15 protein-coding genes are annotated in these 16,496 nt (G+C 40.0%); 5 read left to right on the forward strand and 10 right to left on the reverse strand.

Annotated elements, in window-relative coordinates:
• The first annotated feature begins 141 nt into the window (after positions 1–141).
• Together ACIQXV_RS17905 and ACIQXV_RS17910 are read left to right on the forward strand one after the other, a co-directional pair.
• A complete protein-coding gene (locus ACIQXV_RS17905) occupies positions 142–1,899 on the forward strand; it encodes an ABC transporter ATP-binding protein (RefSeq protein WP_402960662.1) in 1,758 nt (585 codons plus the stop codon).
• Positions 1,896–3,911 (forward strand): ABC transporter ATP-binding protein, encoded by a 2,016-nt coding sequence (locus ACIQXV_RS17910; RefSeq protein ID WP_402960664.1) that lies wholly within the window; start codon positions 1,896–1,898, stop codon positions 3,909–3,911. The genes ACIQXV_RS17905 and ACIQXV_RS17910 overlap by 4 nt, the downstream gene beginning before the upstream one ends.
• A gap of 97 nt (positions 3,912–4,008) precedes the next feature.
• Here ACIQXV_RS17910 and ACIQXV_RS17915 read toward each other — a convergent pair whose 3' ends face one another.
• Complete coding sequence (locus ACIQXV_RS17915; RefSeq protein ID WP_402960666.1) at positions 4,009–4,629, reverse strand: NAD(P)-dependent oxidoreductase; 621 nt, start codon at positions 4,627–4,629, stop codon at positions 4,009–4,011.
• A 289-nt stretch (positions 4,630–4,918) separates the two neighbouring features.
• Here ACIQXV_RS17915 and fumC point away from each other — a divergent pair, with 289 nt between their 5' ends.
• Complete coding sequence (fumC, locus tag ACIQXV_RS17920; protein ID WP_402960668.1) at positions 4,919–6,298, forward strand: class II fumarate hydratase; 1,380 nt, start codon at positions 4,919–4,921, stop codon at positions 6,296–6,298.
• A 79-nt stretch (positions 6,299–6,377) separates the two neighbouring features.
• Here the strand turns inward: fumC and ACIQXV_RS17925 are convergent, their stop codons facing one another.
• The 9 genes from ACIQXV_RS17925 to ACIQXV_RS17965 form a co-directional block, all read right to left on the reverse strand.
• Positions 6,378–6,581, reverse strand: coding sequence for an alpha/beta-type small acid-soluble spore protein (locus tag ACIQXV_RS17925; protein WP_149869196.1), 204 nt, complete (start codon positions 6,579–6,581; stop codon positions 6,378–6,380).
• 580 nt (positions 6,582–7,161) lie between these two features.
• Positions 7,162–8,274, reverse strand: coding sequence for an ABC transporter ATP-binding protein (locus tag ACIQXV_RS17930; RefSeq protein WP_402960671.1), 1,113 nt, complete (start codon positions 8,272–8,274; stop codon positions 7,162–7,164).
• A 152-nt stretch (positions 8,275–8,426) separates the two neighbouring features.
• Positions 8,427–9,335 (reverse strand): PucR family transcriptional regulator, encoded by a 909-nt coding sequence (locus tag ACIQXV_RS17935; RefSeq protein ID WP_402960674.1) that lies wholly within the window; start codon positions 9,333–9,335, stop codon positions 8,427–8,429.
• A gap of 112 nt (positions 9,336–9,447) precedes the next feature.
• Complete coding sequence (locus ACIQXV_RS17940) at positions 9,448–9,639, reverse strand: hypothetical protein (RefSeq protein WP_402960676.1); 192 nt, start codon at positions 9,637–9,639, stop codon at positions 9,448–9,450.
• Between the two features lie 78 nt (positions 9,640–9,717).
• On the reverse strand, positions 9,718–9,927 hold the full coding sequence (locus ACIQXV_RS17945) for a YheE family protein (RefSeq protein ID WP_402960678.1): 210 nt from the start codon (positions 9,925–9,927) through the stop codon (positions 9,718–9,720).
• A gap of 79 nt (positions 9,928–10,006) precedes the next feature.
• Positions 10,007–11,053, reverse strand: a complete 1,047-nt coding sequence (locus tag ACIQXV_RS17950; protein WP_402960680.1) for a YheC/YheD family endospore coat-associated protein — start codon at positions 11,051–11,053, stop codon at positions 10,007–10,009.
• On the reverse strand, positions 11,050–12,414 hold the full coding sequence (locus ACIQXV_RS17955) for a YheC/YheD family endospore coat-associated protein (RefSeq protein ID WP_402960682.1): 1,365 nt from the start codon (positions 12,412–12,414) through the stop codon (positions 11,050–11,052). The genes ACIQXV_RS17950 and ACIQXV_RS17955 overlap by 4 nt, the downstream gene beginning before the upstream one ends.
• Complete coding sequence (locus tag ACIQXV_RS17960; protein WP_402960684.1) at positions 12,392–13,495, reverse strand: YheC/YheD family endospore coat-associated protein; 1,104 nt, start codon at positions 13,493–13,495, stop codon at positions 12,392–12,394. Before ACIQXV_RS17960 ends, ACIQXV_RS17955 begins: the two co-directional genes overlap by 23 nt.
• A 64-nt stretch (positions 13,496–13,559) precedes the next feature.
• Complete coding sequence (locus tag ACIQXV_RS17965) at positions 13,560–14,915, reverse strand: YheC/YheD family endospore coat-associated protein (protein ID WP_402960685.1); 1,356 nt, start codon at positions 14,913–14,915, stop codon at positions 13,560–13,562.
• A 149-nt stretch (positions 14,916–15,064) separates the two neighbouring features.
• Here ACIQXV_RS17965 and ACIQXV_RS17970 point away from each other — a divergent pair, with 149 nt between their 5' ends.
• The gene (locus ACIQXV_RS17970) at positions 15,065–15,412 is read left to right on the forward strand and encodes a YlbF/YmcA family competence regulator (protein ID WP_402960687.1); all 348 of its coding nucleotides are present in this window, start codon (positions 15,065–15,067) and stop codon (positions 15,410–15,412) included.
• Positions 15,413–15,586: 174 nt separating this feature from the next.
• Positions 15,587–16,456, forward strand: coding sequence for a Cof-type HAD-IIB family hydrolase (locus tag ACIQXV_RS17975; protein WP_402960688.1), 870 nt, complete (start codon positions 15,587–15,589; stop codon positions 16,454–16,456).
• The last annotated feature ends 40 nt before the right edge of the window (positions 16,457–16,496 follow it).

The following is a 16,496-nucleotide window of genomic DNA, read 5'->3' on the forward strand; positions in this document are numbered from 1 at the left end:
CTGCACAAATGCGGTATGTCTTTTTTAATAATTTTTATAAATGAGGAGGAACAAACAATGTTACTACGACTCGAGGTACGTCTAGCACACACAATAGGTGAGACAGAAGGCGGATAGTAAAACAAAAGGGGGAAGAGAACGATGTTTTCGGTATTAAAAAAATTAAGTTGGTTTTTTAAAGAAAATTGGCAGCGATATGTGATCGCTGTAACGCTCTTAACAATAGTAGGTATATTAGATGTTATGCCGCCAAAATTAATTGGTAAGGCGATTGATGATATCCATGTAGGTGCCATAAGTGAAGTGAAAATAGCACGGTATCTTGGCATTCTTCTGATCATAACGGTTTCATCCTATGGTATCACCTATATTTGGCAATATAAATTATTTGGGGGAGCATTTCTGGTAGAAAGAAAAATGAGGTCACGCTTTGTGAAGCACTTATTAAAAATGACCCCGGCCTTTTATGAAAAAAATCGAACAGGTGACTTAATGGCCCGTGCGACGAACGACTTAAAAGCCATCTCAATCACTGCGGGTTTTGGAATCTTGACACTTGTGGATTCTAGTGTCTGGATGCTGACCTTGCTAATTACAATGGGACTTTTTATTAGCTGGAAACTGACATTAGCAGCGATTATTCCGCTGCCCATTATGGCTATTTTAATGAAAATATACGGAAAAAGAATCCATACCCGCTTTATGGAAGCACAGGATGCCTTCGGCGAGCTAAATGATCGGGTGCTTGAATCGGTAGCAGGTGTCAGGGTTATCCGAGCATACGTGCAGGAAAAGGCCGATAGCAATCGGTTTCACCAGCTGACAGAAGATGTTTACCATAAAAATATTAAAGTAGCAAAAATTGATGCCCTATTCGATCCAACGATAAAGATACTCGTTGGAGTCAGTTATTTAATTGGTCTCGGGTATGGTGCATATTTGGTTTTCCATCAAGCGATTAGCTTGGGAAATCTTGTTTCCTTTAATGTCTACTTGGGGATGCTGATTTGGCCGATGTTTGCGATTGGCGAGTTAATCAATGTGATGCAGCGGGGAAATGCCTCCCTGGACCGCGTCAATGAAACCCTTAGCTACGAGGCGGAGGTCAGCAATCCAGTTAATCCGGTTCCGGTCACTGATGCTGAACGAATTGATTATCAAAAGGTAACCTTCCGTTATCCTTCCTCTAAAACTAAAAATCTTGAAAATGTTGATGTAGAACTGCTGCAAGGTCAGACATTGGGGATCGTCGGTAAAACGGGAAGCGGAAAGACTACGTTTATTAAACAATTATTAAGACAATACCCACTTGGAGATGGTGAGGTATCCATCGCGGGCGTTTCGCTAGAGGAACAAACAGTAAACCAGGTTCGCAGTTGGATTGGCTATGTACCGCAGGACCATGTGCTTTTTTCAAGAAGTGTGAAGGAGAATATCCTTTTCGGCAGAAATGATGCAAGCGATGAAGATCTTGAGACGGCAATCGATTTAGCAGCGTTCCGCAAAGATTTAGAAATGCTTCCAGAAGGCTTAAGTACGCTTGTAGGTGAAAAAGGTGTGGCCTTGTCCGGCGGCCAAAAGCAGCGGATCTCGATTGCCCGTGCACTTATTAAAAATCCGGAAATTCTCATTCTCGATGATTCCTTATCAGCAGTTGATGCCAAAACAGAAAAGAGAATCATAGACAACATCCGTGATGTAAGACAAGATAAAACAACGATTATTACCACGCATCGGATGTCAGCTGTTCAGCACTCCGACCACATTATTGTCCTAGATGAAGGAAGAATTGTCGAAGAAGGGACACATGAACAGCTCTTGGAACTAGGCGGATGGTACAGTGAACAATTTTTACGGCAGCAGATTGAACGGAAAGCTGAAGAGGGGGTGTCAGCATGACAACAGGCAAACGATTAATCGGGTACGCACTTGCTTATAAAAAAATTATTTTGGCGGCATTGTTCATGCTGACCATTTCAGTCGTAACGGATCTAGCAGGGCCGTTTATTGCAAAAAACATCATTGATCAGCATATTTTAGGGATAGAATCTGTTTGGTATGAAACCTCCAATAGTAAAAAGGCAGTAAACTATAACGGGAAAGTGTACAAAAGAGAAAAGTATTTTTCTACAGGCGAGCAAAAGGGGAATCAAGCGCGGATTCTCCAAGTTGGTTCTAAGTTCGTATTTATTGAACAAGAGATTAAATTTGATGGAAAAAGAAGCTTAAAAGAAGGCATTTTACTCATAAAAAAAGGTGCACAAGAAGCGGAATATCAGGCGAAAATTATTAAGGGGTCTGAGCTGTTAAGGTTTTACCAACCGGAGATTCCAGCGATTTTTCAATTATTAGCCTTCTATTTTGGGCTCCTCGTGGTATCAGCGATTTTTCAATACGGAGAACGTTATTTTTTGCAAAAATCAGCGAACCGGATCATCCAAAAAATGCGTGAAGATGTTTTCGGTCATATTCAACGGCTGCCAATCAACTATTTTGATAATTTGCCAGCCGGAAAAGTGGTGGCACGAATCACAAATGATACGGAAGCGATCCGTGAACTTTACGTAACCGTCCTGGCCACATTTTTCACCAGTGCGATTTATATTACCGGTATATATGCGGCCTTGTTTATTTTGAATGTGAAACTTGCGGCGATTTGTTTATTGCTGCTGCCAATCCTGTATGCATGGATGTTAATTTACCGGAAGTATGCTTCAAAATATAACCGTGTCATTCGTTCGCGGAATAGTGATATTAACGCGATGATCAATGAGTCGATTCAAGGGATGAGTATTATTCAGGCATTCAGCCGCGAAAAAGAAACAAAAGCAGATTTTGAAAAGCTTAACCACGAACAATTTACCTATCAAAATAAATTGTTAAGTTTAAATGCTTTAACTTCACATAACCTTGTTGGGATTTTAAGGAATCTCGTCTTTGTGGCCTTTATTTGGTATTTCGGCGGTTTAGCACTTACTCCATCAAATATCATCTCACTAGGGGTACTGTATGCGTTTGTTGATTATGTGAACCGTCTATTTCAGCCAGTTCAGGGCATTGTCAATCAATTGGCCAATTTGGAGCAGGCGCTCGTGGCCGGTGAACGGGTGTTTAAATTGATGGATGAGCCTGGCGAAAATGTCAGCAGTGAGCGAATTGACCGTTATAAAGGGAACGTAACCTTTGATCATGTTTCATTTGGCTATAAAGAAGGAGATTATGTCCTCAAGGATATTGATTTTGAAGCAAAGCATGGTGAAACGGTTGCCCTTGTAGGTCATACCGGTTCTGGAAAAAGTTCGATTATGAATTTACTTTTCCGCTTTTATGATTGCCAAAAAGGAAAGATTCTAATTGATGGCAAAGATATCGAAAGTATTCCGCGTCAGACGATTCGTAATCACATGGGCATCGTCTTGCAGGACCCCTATTTATTTACGGGGACAATTGCTTCGAACGTAAGCTTAAATGATCCATCGATTACGAGGGAAAAAGTCGAAAAGGCGTTACGAGATGTTGGGGCAGAAAAGGTGTTCAAGAATTTAGAAAATGGTTATGACGAACCGGTCATTGAGAAGGGCAGTACCCTTTCAAGCGGGCAGCGGCAGTTGATCTCATTTGCCCGTGCACTTGCTTTTAATCCAGCTATTCTGATTCTAGACGAAGCAACCTCCAGTATTGATACCGAAACTGAAGCGCTTATTCAGGAGGCAATGGATGTTTTAAAGAAAGGCCGAACAACCTTTATCATCGCCCATCGATTATCCACCATTCGCAATGCCGATCAGATTCTTGTATTGGATCGCGGGACGATTGTGGAAAGAGGAACGCATGATGAATTAATGGCGACAAAGGGAAAGTATTATCAAATGTATCAACTCCAGCAAGGCGGTACAGAATTAGCAGGATAATAATATTTAGCTGGCTCTATTTAGGAGAGCCAGCTTTTTGTTAGAGTATAAGTTCCGATTCGCCGATAAATCATAAAAATCCGTCGATAAATAACCATTAGTATGTAAGTCCAACTCGTGCCTCAATAAATTCATCACTAAAAAGCTGCTGAAAGGCAAAATCGCCGGTGTCATAAACCGAAATGGACGAAGGATTTTCGGGTAAAACGTCCTTTTCATAGCGATATGTGCCCAATCTTTCGCCGACAGGCAAATAGGTGGGACAAACCACCGTCCAATCAAGCCCCGAATCCTTTAATAACAAATAAGCCTTTAAATGTTCCTCTGCATCCTTTGTGCTTTTTCGCTTTGACTCAGCAGATTGAAACCGGTATAAATGCGGCGCTGAACGAGCCTGCAGAATGCCCGCTGTGCCAATGGTAATAATCCGCGTCATTCCATTCCTTTTCATATGCTTAATAATGACGGGCATGGAATCGGAAAGGGTTGTCCCTCCATCTGTATTTAAGGCACTAATCACAGCATCCTTGCCGTAAAGTGCTTGGGCAATCACCTCTTCGTTTAGAACGTTCCCTTCAGTAACCGTAAGGCCTGCAGCCACTTTGTTAAATTTCTCTGAATCTCTTACTACAGCATGAACAGAAAGATGATGTGATAATGCATTTTCAAGAATCACCGAGCCAACTCTTCCTGTTGCCCCCAATAGGCAAATGTTCACAAAAAATTCACTCCTTAGTCACTAAAGTGTAATTTCTATCACTTGTTACCCCTACCCCTTATGATAAGTTAAACATGATATTTAAAATAAATTAGGGTGGGAAGTATATGTCAGATTACTCAGTTGTATTAGCCATCGGCAGTTTTTTAATCCTTTCTTATTATATCGGATATACCATTTATAGCGCATAGGCTGCAGACAAAATGTCTGCAGTTTTTTTATTTTTAATAAAATGGATACAACTGGGTATATATATTGAAGTAGTACGAATTTGTGAGGTGGAATCCACGTGGAGAATTATCGAGTTGAAAAAGATACACTTGGTGAGGTTCGGGTGCCGATGGACAAATATTGGGGGGCACAGACACAGCGAAGCAAGGAAAATTTTAAAATTGGCACCGAAAAAATGCCATTGGAACTCATTTATGGACTTGCTTTTATTAAAAAGGCGGCCGCGGCTGTTAATTTTAAATTAGGAAAGCTTAGCGAAGCAAAAATGCAGGCGATTCAAAAGATATGTGATGATATTCATCATGGTAACTTGGATGAACATTTTCCATTAGTCGTCTGGCAAACAGGAAGCGGCACCCAGACCAATATGAATGTGAATGAGGTGATTGCGAATCGCGCAAATCACTTATTAAAGGAACAGAGCAGCGCAGAAAAAATTCATCCCAATGACGATGTCAATATGTCGCAAAGCTCCAATGATACGTTTCCAACGGCGATGCATATTGCAGCTTATATGAAAATTACAGAAACTCTAATCCCGGCAATCCAAGAAATAAAACATACCCTCCATGAAAAAGAATTAGCTTTTTCAGCAATTGTAAAAATTGGCAGGACACATTTACAGGATGCCACACCGCTGACACTTGGACAGGAGATTAGCGGATGGCGGGCAATGCTTGAAAAAAACGAACGAATGATCAAGGAAGCAAGTGCCTATCTCCTCGATTTGGCGATTGGCGGGACAGCGGTTGGGACCGGAATCAATGCTGATCCACAGTTTGGCGAAAAAGTTGCTGAGCAGATTTCTACTCTTACAGGCCATGCTTTTCGCTCTTCAGAAAATAAATTTCATGCATTAACTAGTCATGATGAAATTGTTTTTGTCCACGGGGCGCTAAAGGCGTTGGCTGCAGATTTAATGAAGATTGCCAATGATGTCCGCTGGCTCGCAAGCGGGCCAAGAAGTGGAATTGGCGAACTAACCATCCCGGCTAATGAACCTGGCAGTTCGATCATGCCTGGAAAAGTGAATCCAACTCAAAGTGAGGCCTTGACGATGACAGCATGCCAAGTGTTTGGCAATGATGCGACTATCGGCTTTGCCGCAAGCCAAGGAAATTTTGAACTGAATGTATTTAAACCGGTGATCATTTATAATCTTATCCAATCTATCAGGCTTCTTGCAAATGGAATGCAATCTTTTAATAAAAATTGTGCGGTGGGGCTTGAGGCAAATATGGAAATTATTAAGGAACATGTTGACAGGTCTTTGATGCTGGTAACGGCATTAAACCCTCATATTGGCTATGAAAAAGCCGCAGAGATTGCCAAGCTTGCCTTTAAGGAAAATAGTACGTTGAAAGAAGCAGCCCTTAAAACTGGATATGTTACTGATGAGCAATTCACCGAATGGATGAAGCCTGAAAAAATGGTATAAAACACTACATGAAAGCCCCCTCCAGTAAGGGAGGGGGCTAAGCCATATTATTAATTTGTTAAATAAAGTTTGCTAAAAATTATCGTTGGAACCCGCCCATTTGAGATTCAGCCATTTGAACAAGGCGCTTTGTAATTTCTCCACCGACAGAACCGTTAGCACGTGAAGTAGTATCGGCACCAAGATTTACGCCAAATTCTGATGCAATCTCGTACTTCATTTGATCAAGTGCTTGTTGAACGCCTGGTACTAAAAGTTGATTAGAGTTGTTGTTACTTGCCATAGTTGAATAACACTCCTCTTAATAAGTTTGGGGTCAGTATGGAATTGAACCATATGATTGCCGCCTTGGCCTAACCCATATTATTAACTGTTTCCTTTTAGTAAATGGTTGGATGTTCCGGAGTTGCACCGGTTACTACCCTTGTTGGCTTCATCCATCGGTGTAATTGTTGCTTTGTAATCTTTATTATGATTAATTCTTGGAGATCTATTCGAAATACTATTTAGTAATTTATTCCACTACATAGAGCAAATAAACTAACACAAACTATACTTATTAACTAATTAAAGGGTGAAACGTATGGAGATATGCCCAGTTTGTAATGGTTTAAGGGAGCTCTACTTATTGTGTTCAAATTGCGGGGAGCCTATGATGGAAAGCGGAAGGCTCATGGATTTTTATGATAATTATAGTCCATATATGGAGATTAATTTAATGAAGATGGAGGACGGGTATCCAGATACAAATTCCGGTCAAAAGTGCCCCCATATATACAGGTGTCCTGCTTGCCATTCGGATGAAGTCATTTTTATAAAAGAATAATCCCCGTTAAAAGACTAACGGGGATATCAGACTTAAATTATTTTTCGTTAAGTGTTCTAATCCGTGATTCTGTGTCAGCATCAAAGAAATGAGCCTTGTTTAAGTCAAACGCAAGGTCTACAGTATCACCAGGATGGACATCTGCACGTGAATCAAGGCGGGCAACAAAGTCCTGACCTCCAACACTTGAATATACCATCAATTCTGCACCAGTTAATTCTGCTACATCAACCTTGGCTTTGATCTTAGTTCCAACAGATGCTTCAATAAATACAGGCTCATCATGAATGTCTTCCGGGCGTACTCCAAGGGTAATCGGTTTGCCAACATAACCTTGTTCACGCAAGAATTTCATTTTACCTTCTGGCACCGCAATGGAGACATTTTCAATCACAAATTTTCCATCTTCAAGTTTACCATTAAAGAAGTTCATCGCAGGTGAACCGATAAAGCCGCCAACAAAGACATTTTCTGGCTTTTCATATACTTCTTTTGGTGAACCAACCTGCTGAATGACACCGTCTTTCATAACAACTAATCTTGTTGCCATTGTCATTGCTTCAGTTTGGTCGTGCGTAACATAGATCGTAGTTGTATCTAAACGACGGTGAAGCTTAGCAATCTCGGCACGCATTTGCACACGAAGCTTAGCATCAAGGTTTGATAATGGTTCGTCCATTAAGAATACCTTTGCATCACGGACAATCGCACGACCTAAGGCAACACGCTGACGCTGACCACCTGAAAGTGCTTTTGGTTTACGAGTTAAGTAAGCCTCTAAGCCAAGAATTTTTGCGGCTTCTTGAACGCGGCGCTCAATTTCATCTTTTGGAAATTTACGAAGCTTCAAGCCGAAAGCCATATTATCATATACAGTCATGTGCGGATATAGTGCATAGTTTTGGAAAACCATCGCGATATCACGATCTTTAGGAGCGACGTCGTTGACCCGTTTTCCATCAATAAAAAAGTCACCTTTGGAGATATCTTCAAGACCGGCAATCATCCGAAGTGTAGTGGATTTACCGCAGCCGGATGGACCGACAAACACGATAAATTCCTTATCATCTATATGTAAATTGAAATCTTGAACTGCGGTTACTTTATTATCGTAAATTTTATAAATATGATCTAATTTTAATTCTGCCATTTGTAATTCCTCCCTGTTTATCTTGTACCTTTAGTTTACAGGGATATGTTCGAAATCCATATAGACAGGTTGCACAAAGATTGAAAGCGCTCTTTTGGGCACATTGTCACTCAAGTTTATCTCCATGTATATGGTGGGAGTTGAACCACATCCTAGTTTTTTTGATTCTGTTCAAAAAGAAGACAGGCTAAAAAGACGGTAAAGGCTCCGTAAAAGTCCTTTAACCCAATTCCTGTTTTCTCGGTAAATTTATCAATCCGGTATTGAAGTGTGTTTCGGTGGATATACAGTTTTTTAGCCGTCATACTGGCATTCGAATTGTTTTCAAGAAACACCTTGATCGTCGAAAACATTTCCGGGTCTTCGCGGAATACCTCGACGATTTCTTGACTGCCCCTATATTTTAATTCTTCCGGCAAATGATGTGCTAAATAAGCTGGGAACACTCGTTCAAATGTAAAAATGGTTGAATTGCCAAGTTTTGAAATAGCAAATGAAAAGTATTCCTGTTCAAGAAGAAATTTTGTCCGCATCGCTTCTGAAAGGAGATTCAGTTTCCCAATGAAAAAGGAGATTTTTACGTAAAAATCGCTTTCCAATGTTTCAGACATCGAAATTAATTCTTCCTCTGAAAGTGAAATCTGTTTTTTCTCTTCAACTACAATTCCCCTGCTGGCACTCTCCCAAATAATGATGACTTCCTCAGTAAAAAATCCTTTTAATGCAGATTCAATTTCCACTTGATTCACTTCATCGCCGTGAATAGAGAATTGAATAAACCTTATATAAGTCTCAGAATGATATTGAGGGGGAGGGGCATTTAAAAAGAGATATTCATGCCATCCTTTTTCTGCGGCAGAGGCTCTGGATACTTGGAATTCACCTAATTTGTAAAGTACTTTCAGCAGGTTTAATTCCTTTTCACTCACTGCCGTTTTCGGAATGCCAATCCATTCATTCTCGGCCTCACTAAAGAAGTAATGGAATTGCTCCGAAGGTATTTCGGGTAGACTGGGAAACAAGATGGAATTTTTAAATAGTGACAATAATTTTCTTAGCACGTTTCATTCCTCATTATCAAAAGTTTTTTTCACTATTATACCAATAGTGATGAATGGGATAAAAATAAAAAAGGCTGTGCCTTCAAAGAGGCCAGCCTAATTGGATGAAATATTAATCGCACTCATATGGGGGTTGTTCTTCAATGAGGTCGCGAGCTTCTTCAATATTTGTCGTATCATGACGGGCATGTACGGAGCCGCCGGACATACCCTCATTAATCATGCGGTCAATATCCATATAGGCCATTTCTCTGCCCTCAAATGCAGAGCCTTCATTCGTCAGCTTTTCTTTTCCCTTTTCCATGACCATCCATCCTTTCCTGTTTTTCGTATATATTTTGCGGAAAGGAGAAAATTTCATGCACTTTAAGGTTAATTTGTTTTATTCATAAACATGGTAAAGCATTAATTCATGGATTTGACTTGTTAATGCCTCGATATCTTCTTGCTCGGGTGTATTTGTTGTCCATTCGATTTTCCCCGTTTGGTGGTAGACCCCCGTAATTCGTTGCTTTTTATGGTAAAAGGAAAAATTCCAGCCAGGAATATTCTTATTTTCAAATAATGGTTTGAATTGGAAGTGCGTTAGCATCTGTCAAATCCCCCTTTGATTACATCAAGCATACTTATAGCTTACCTGTTTTGGGGGATTATTTAAATAGAATTTTTCCTTATTTCTGAATATCTGTCAGCTGAAGGAATAAGCGGCAAAGCTGCTCAATTTTCCTCTCCTCAATTTCCGTTTCATCAAAGCTCATTGGTTTCGAATTTACTTCGTATATATAGTATTGACCGGAATTACTTACTCCCGCATCAATAGAAAATTCTCCGAAATAGCCAAATTGGTCTGATAGGGCCTTGCCAATATGGGGAACAATTGTTTGAATAAACTGGTCGTGTTCGTTTGCTTGCAAAAGTTTATAGGGTAGTAGTTTGCCGCCGGCCGGAATATGGGTGGTGATCGCCTGCTCCTGGGATTGCCTTATGCCAATCCCAGTTAGAACGTACTCATCATGATTGGCGTGAGCTAGGATGCGAAAGTCAAAACGATCACCTTCATACTCAGCAGATATAATTTCCTCCTGTGCCAAATAGTTTTTTTCAAGCAGCTCCTTGTTCCAACACTCCCAAAAATGGTTAAAGGATTGATAGTTTTCTTGGCTATTTATTCCATCAAGTTCAATTCTTGATGGGCTATTCATCCGCAAACGAAAAATCCCTTTTCCTTTTGAAGAAAGCCGCGGCTTTAAGTAAATGCCTTTAAGGTTTTTTAAAAAGGAATACAAATTTTTTTTATCATCAGCGAGGATGGTTTGTGGTAAATAAAGCCTTAGAATGTCATGGTTTATCAGCAACTCATAAAGTTGATATTTATCTATAAAACAAGGGTTAAAAAAGGGAATGTTCCTTGCTTTTAAACTAGAAAAAAAACGCTGGCATTGGTCGTTCTGCTCTGATTTGCGAAAAGGGATCCGATTATATACAAGGTCGGGGTATCGGAATCGCCTCTTTTGCCAGCGATTGTCATCAGGTGAAAAAGTATAGCCGATAATAAAATCTTTCTCTATTTCTTGAGGAATAAAGACAAAGCTTATTCCATTTTGTGAAATAAGCTTTTTTTGCAGCTCGATAAAAAGCGGGCCGTTACCTGCGATTGTCCCATTTGAATTTCGTGCAGTCAAAATGCCAATCAGTGGAGTGGGATGGTTATCCTTCATTTAAATAATTCCTCTGGATGTAATAAGGATTGCTCGGTAAGAAAAACAGCAAAAGCAATCGATAATTTACGTGTTAGGAAGTCAAATTCTTTTAATTCCGGATGACTGAAAATGGACCTTCCTGGTTTGGAATTGGCTTCAAAAAGCCAAACATCGCCGTTTCGATCGATGCCTAAATCAAAGCCAATCTCACCAATAATCCCTTCAATATTTGTATCAAGGGCAGTACTTAGCAGGAGCGCCGCATTCGATAGTTTTTCAGTAAATAAATCACATTCTTCATTAGGAAAAATTTCATTAATGGTTTTAATATCCCCACCGCTTCGTGCGTGTGTAGTTACACTGCCTTGTCCTGCGATTTTCGCAGCTATAGCTGTTACATGCCATTTTCCAAGGTCGTCTTTGTTCGTATGAACGCGAAAATCAACAGAGCGCTGTTCGTTTCTGATCAAGTGAATCCCTTGCTGGACCAACATTCTATCTAGCGATTGATTGGCGAACACTGATTGGAACAAGCGCTCCAAGGTAGAATATTTTCGTAAGCGATTTACTTCGCGATTGTCTTGAAAGCGGCAATAATAATCGTCTGAGTATTTGTCATATATGACCTGGTGCACACCTAGACCTAGACTGCCGTTTTTGGGTTTAATAAAAATATGGCCATATTTTGAAAGCATCGTTTCTATGGAAGAAAAGGATGTAAACGGGTAGGTCTCAGGAAGATAATGCGTAACTGAAGCATCCTGCTGCAGTCTTTCATAAATATCAAGTTTATTAAAAAAACCCGGATTATACCACGGGATGAGATATTCCTTTTGCAGTCGTTCCCTAATCTTGATTAATTTAGGATTTCCTTCGCTTTTTCGATTTGGGAGCCGGTCGTAAATCACATTTGGGAAGGGGACCTCAACTGTTTGCCATGCATGATCGTGAAAGAAGCAGCCCTCAATCGTTCCTTGCTCCCAGTCAATATGCTGTTCCCCAAAGACAAAAGGTAAGGCCCCGACCGATTTATTCACGGAAAGGAGTTTTGAAAAAAATAATGTTCTTTCGCCTATTGGCCGCTGGGGAAAGGAAGTAAATCCGGCTGTGAAGATCCCAACTAGCGGGCCGATATAGAGGATTTCATTTTCCAAAAAGGCATGCAGTGGTATGGTGAAAGGAGGAAACTGGATAGCCTCTTGAATTTTTCTGCTGATAACAATGCGATCATTTTGGTCAGGATGTGGAAGAAATTCGACCTCCATGGATTTCGACCCAAAGGCAATTCTTTTCATCTTTATATCCTGAATGACCTCTGGAGGGCAAAAAACAATCAATTGATCATTTTGAACCACTTCAATGAGATAATGTTTTCTCATAATAGTTCTTCCTTTCTATTTGCTCCGTCTGAGAAAGGTGCTTTCCATAAAGCAGTGGTGCAAGGTAAAGAGTCTCCTGTAAGTCTGGACGGGTGTGGAAAAGAACCTTCCTTCCCGGTTTTGAATTAATATCGAGAATCCAAATAGAACCATTTTTGGCGATACCGATATCAACGCCAATTTCAAATAATGGCAAAAACTCTTTTTCGAGTATAGCAGGGAGCTTGCTAAGGATAAAATCTACTTCTTGGCGTATATAATCTCCTTTAGCTGGTGGAAGGGAGGAAAGCCATTCAGAAAAGGTGATAACGGAACCACCGGCACTTATGTTTGATAAAATCCCGCCTGTACTTCCTATGCGAATCCCTCTGCCCCGTTCACCCCAAATCCCTTGCTCATTTTTTTGCAGGAGGATGCGGATATCAAATGGTTGCTGTTCATTAGTTGATAGTTCTAGATAAGGCTGCAATAGATAGCTGCGCTGTTTTAATAAAGGTTGCAGCCATTGAACGAGTTTGGCTTCATTTGGAAAAATTCGCGAAATAATCTTTTTTTGTTTTTCGGTTTTGACATGAATGGTTTTATCGTTTTTCTTAACATAATAAATGCCATACCCCTGTGCACCGTTTATTGGCTTTAATATAATTTTTTTCATCGAAGTTAGATAATTTAAAACGGTGCCCGGATCAGAAATAGATTGAGAACTAGGTAAATAGGAAGATAGCTCTGTGTTTTTTACTGCATTATACAATTCAAGTTTATTAGGGAGCCCATAACCTAGAAAAGTAATATCCTTTCTGTTCTTTAACCAGGATACAATCGGGAGGCATTGTTTGGAATGTTCATCCTCTCCGTAAAAGCAGCGATCGTAAACAATGGCAGGGATGGGTAACTCCATTTCCAGCCAACCTTTTGCTTTTGAATCAAATTTTTTCCCTTTAACCTGAAGGGTGTGTGGATCTATCTTAGATGGCATAAATCTAAAAACCTCCATGCCGCATGACTCGGCTAGGCTTGCCATCTCATTAAAATATGAAATTTCACTTTCCATACTCAAAGTCATAATTCCAAATGTAATCAATTATAGTTCCTCCTTTTACTCTTTGAGAATTGTCCAGCTCCAGGGCCAAGGCGCTTCCACTTTCTTATTCAAAAGCAAGCTTTGTACTAAACAAAATTATTGCCTTTGCAGACGGCCGTATATTTCCTAAACCATCCTCAAAGTTTTTGGAAGGTTTAGAATTCACCTCAATTACCCAAGGTTTTCGATCCTGATCGACACCGATATCGATACCAAGTTCTCCGGTTATTCCTTCTGAATTCCGGCTAATTGCCGAAGCGGTTTCAAGCGCTAATTCCTTCATGACTGACAGTACCTCTAAAGATTGCTTATGACTCATACAAAATCGTAAGGCATTCAAAGGCCTTGTAATCGTCCCGCCTCTTGCTAGATTGGAGACAAATTCCTTTTCAGCTGCAATCCTTGCTACCGTTGAGGTGACTGTCCATTGATTAGCTGGATTTTTGTGAACTAGTACTCTAAAGTCCATTGCCTTTAATTCGTGTGTAACTAATGTAATGCCTTGCTGGATAAGATAAATCCGATTATTGAGCAGCGGTTTGATTTGTTGGTAAATTTCTTCTAAAGGAAATCTTTGATTATTACTGCCAGACAAGGTCGTAAATGAAGTTTGAAATGAGTATTGGTGATCCGCTTCCCTTTTAAGTTTGATTATGTTCCTGCCTTGACTGCCATGAATAGGTTTTAAAAAAAGAGTGTCATATTTTTCAGAAAAGTCTTGAAAGGTTTCCTTCGAAAATAGGTGTGTCTCGGGAATATAAGGATCTAGTTGAATTTCATCCTTTAACTGTTCGTACACTTCCCATTTCGAAAGAAAGCGGTCATTAAAAAAGGGAATGCTGTACTTGTCAAGTTTTTGACGAAATTGCTGAAAAAGCTTCGAATATTCAAGTTTTCGGGAATGAATCCGGTTGTAGATGACATCTGGCATGGGAAGCTGTGCCGGAATCCACTTTTCATTCTCAAAGTAATATCCTTGGCTTGGAAATTTGTCATATGAAAATACGTAAAAAAAGCCGCCATTTTCCGTAATGCCGTGATGAAGTTCCTCACAAAACAAATGAACAGACCGAAAGTGAGGATCCTCCGTTTTATTTGAAGGGAAATCGGTTAGTAATCCAATCACGGGCCCGAGCTTTAGCGTGTAACTTTCCGGGAGAAACATTGCATGAAATTTATAGGCTTGAACGGGAAGATCTATCGCTTTTATCAAATCATCGGGAATATGAATCTCGTTAGCTGCCATTTCAACCGTTTGTACTGTTGTGGTAATCGTTTTTTGCCCTAACGCGATGTTTAACTCCCGGTGATCTTTTAAGTGTAAACGGGTAAACAATCGGTGGGACATTTGGATATGGCCATCTATTTTTTGTGTTGGTTTTTTAGGCTCTAATTTTATCGGGATTAATGAAAATGACATAATCACTCCTCATTTGCGAGTAAATGGGCATTTGCTGGTATAGTATCGTATGTGGGAACAATAGTGATGGTGATTTGAACATTCTCGCAATTAAATGCATAGTTTGTTATAGTTGTGAAGAATTGTTTTCAAAAAAGGAGTGACTAAAAATGGCAGTTAATTTATATGATTCCGCGTATGCGCTAGAAACAGCCATCCGTCAAAGTGCCGAATATACACAATTACAACAGGCATATAACGAGGTAAATGCTGACCCGGCAGCAAAGCAAATGTTTGACCAGTTCCGTCAAATTCAAATGAACTTGCAGCAAAAACAAATGATGGGCCAGGATATTTCTGAACAAGAAATCCAGCAGGCACAGGCAACAGTAGGACTCGTTCAGCAGAATCCAAAAATTTCGCGTCTTATGGAAGCAGAGCAGCGGATGAGCATGATTATTGGCGAATTAAACAAGGTCATTATGAAACCATTAGAAGATTTATATGGAAATATGTAAGCTTCATTTGAGAATGCCTTCGGTACGAATACCGGGGCATTTTTTATTAAACGCTAAAAAGCATAAACAAGTGGTGCAAGTTCCAAAGGCGCTTGCGCTTTTCTGTTCTATAAACGCCTGAAAACTCATAAAAGTGATAGTAGGGCAATTTCACCAAGAACAGGGGGCAACATAATGATTTATCGCTTGCTTGCGTTAAATATTGATGGCACGCTTCTTCAAACGAATGGGAAAATTCATAAGTCAACAAAAGAAGCTATAGAATATGTCCAGCAAAAAGGAATATATGTCACGCTTGTCACATCGCGCAGCTTCCCCTCAGCCAGAAAGGTGGCTAAGGCGTTAAAAATAAAATCACCGCTCATTACCCATCAAGGGGCCTATATTGCCGGCAACGAGGCAAAACCGATATATGTTAAAAGAATTAATGAGGACATTACTTATGATACAATCCGTTTTTTAGAGGCATTACCTTGTCAAATACGCCTTGTACATGAACAATTTTCATTAGCAAATAAGTTAAAGCTAAATAATCATTTATTAGCAAAAACAGTTTTTACTACAGGAGATCCTGTCTTCTATTCTCAACAATTTGTTTCTTCCTTAAGTGAATATTTACATGATCAGCCGGTTACACCGCCAAAGATTGAGGTCTATTTTGAAGAGAAACAAGACCTTAAGGATGCAAAAAATGCATTAGGTAATATGTTTACCGAGATTGAAGTCATCGAACTAGATTCATTGCGTCTGGATATTGTTCCTGCCGGTGTCTCAAAGCTGACCGGCTTAACGTATCTGGGAAATCAACTTGGCATCCGGAGAAGTGAAATGGTGTATATTGGGGATGGTTTGGATGACATTCCTTTGATTGAAGCAGCAGGCCTTGGTGTTTCAATGTGGAATGCCAACTTCGAGGTAAAACGAGCTTCCGACTGGGTAACAAGGTCAGAAAATGAACATGGTGTTGCCTATATGGTTAAGGAACATTTTCGCAAGCAGCAGCCAATTGAGTTTTTAAGAAAGATGAAAATAATAAAAAAATGAGTTCCAAGAGATATCATTGGCAATTGCCATTGGTATCTTT

Origin of the sequence: Neobacillus sp. NPDC097160 (assembly GCF_044762155.1) — a bacterium.
GTDB lineage: Bacteria > Bacillota > Bacilli > Bacillales > Cytobacillaceae > Neobacillus.

What these genes read in the sequence shown, in the direction of transcription:
- ACIQXV_RS17965 (WP_402960685.1), bottom strand. Translation starts at nt 14,915, where the DNA reads ATGTCATTTTCATTAATCCCGATAAAATTAGAGCCTAAAAAACCAACA.
- ACIQXV_RS17975 (WP_402960688.1), top strand. Translation starts at nt 15,587, where the DNA reads ATGATTTATCGCTTGCTTGCGTTAAATATTGATGGCACGCTTCTTCAA.
- ACIQXV_RS17905 (WP_402960662.1), top strand. Translation starts at nt 142, where the DNA reads ATGTTTTCGGTATTAAAAAAATTAAGTTGGTTTTTTAAAGAAAATTGG.
- ACIQXV_RS17945 (WP_402960678.1), bottom strand. Translation starts at nt 9,927, where the DNA reads ATGCTAACGCACTTCCAATTCAAACCATTATTTGAAAATAAGAATATT.
- ACIQXV_RS17925 (WP_149869196.1), bottom strand. Translation starts at nt 6,581, where the DNA reads ATGGCAAGTAACAACAACTCTAATCAACTTTTAGTACCAGGCGTTCAA.
- ACIQXV_RS17940 (WP_402960676.1), bottom strand. Translation starts at nt 9,639, where the DNA reads ATGGAAAAGGGAAAAGAAAAGCTGACGAATGAAGGCTCTGCATTTGAG.
- ACIQXV_RS17950 (WP_402960680.1), bottom strand. Translation starts at nt 11,053, where the DNA reads ATGAAGGATAACCATCCCACTCCACTGATTGGCATTTTGACTGCACGA.
- ACIQXV_RS17955 (WP_402960682.1), bottom strand. Translation starts at nt 12,414, where the DNA reads ATGAGAAAACATTATCTCATTGAAGTGGTTCAAAATGATCAATTGATT.
- ACIQXV_RS17970 (WP_402960687.1), top strand. Translation starts at nt 15,065, where the DNA reads ATGGCAGTTAATTTATATGATTCCGCGTATGCGCTAGAAACAGCCATC.
- ACIQXV_RS17910 (WP_402960664.1), top strand. Translation starts at nt 1,896, where the DNA reads ATGACAACAGGCAAACGATTAATCGGGTACGCACTTGCTTATAAAAAA.
- ACIQXV_RS17930 (WP_402960671.1), bottom strand. Translation starts at nt 8,274, where the DNA reads ATGGCAGAATTAAAATTAGATCATATTTATAAAATTTACGATAATAAA.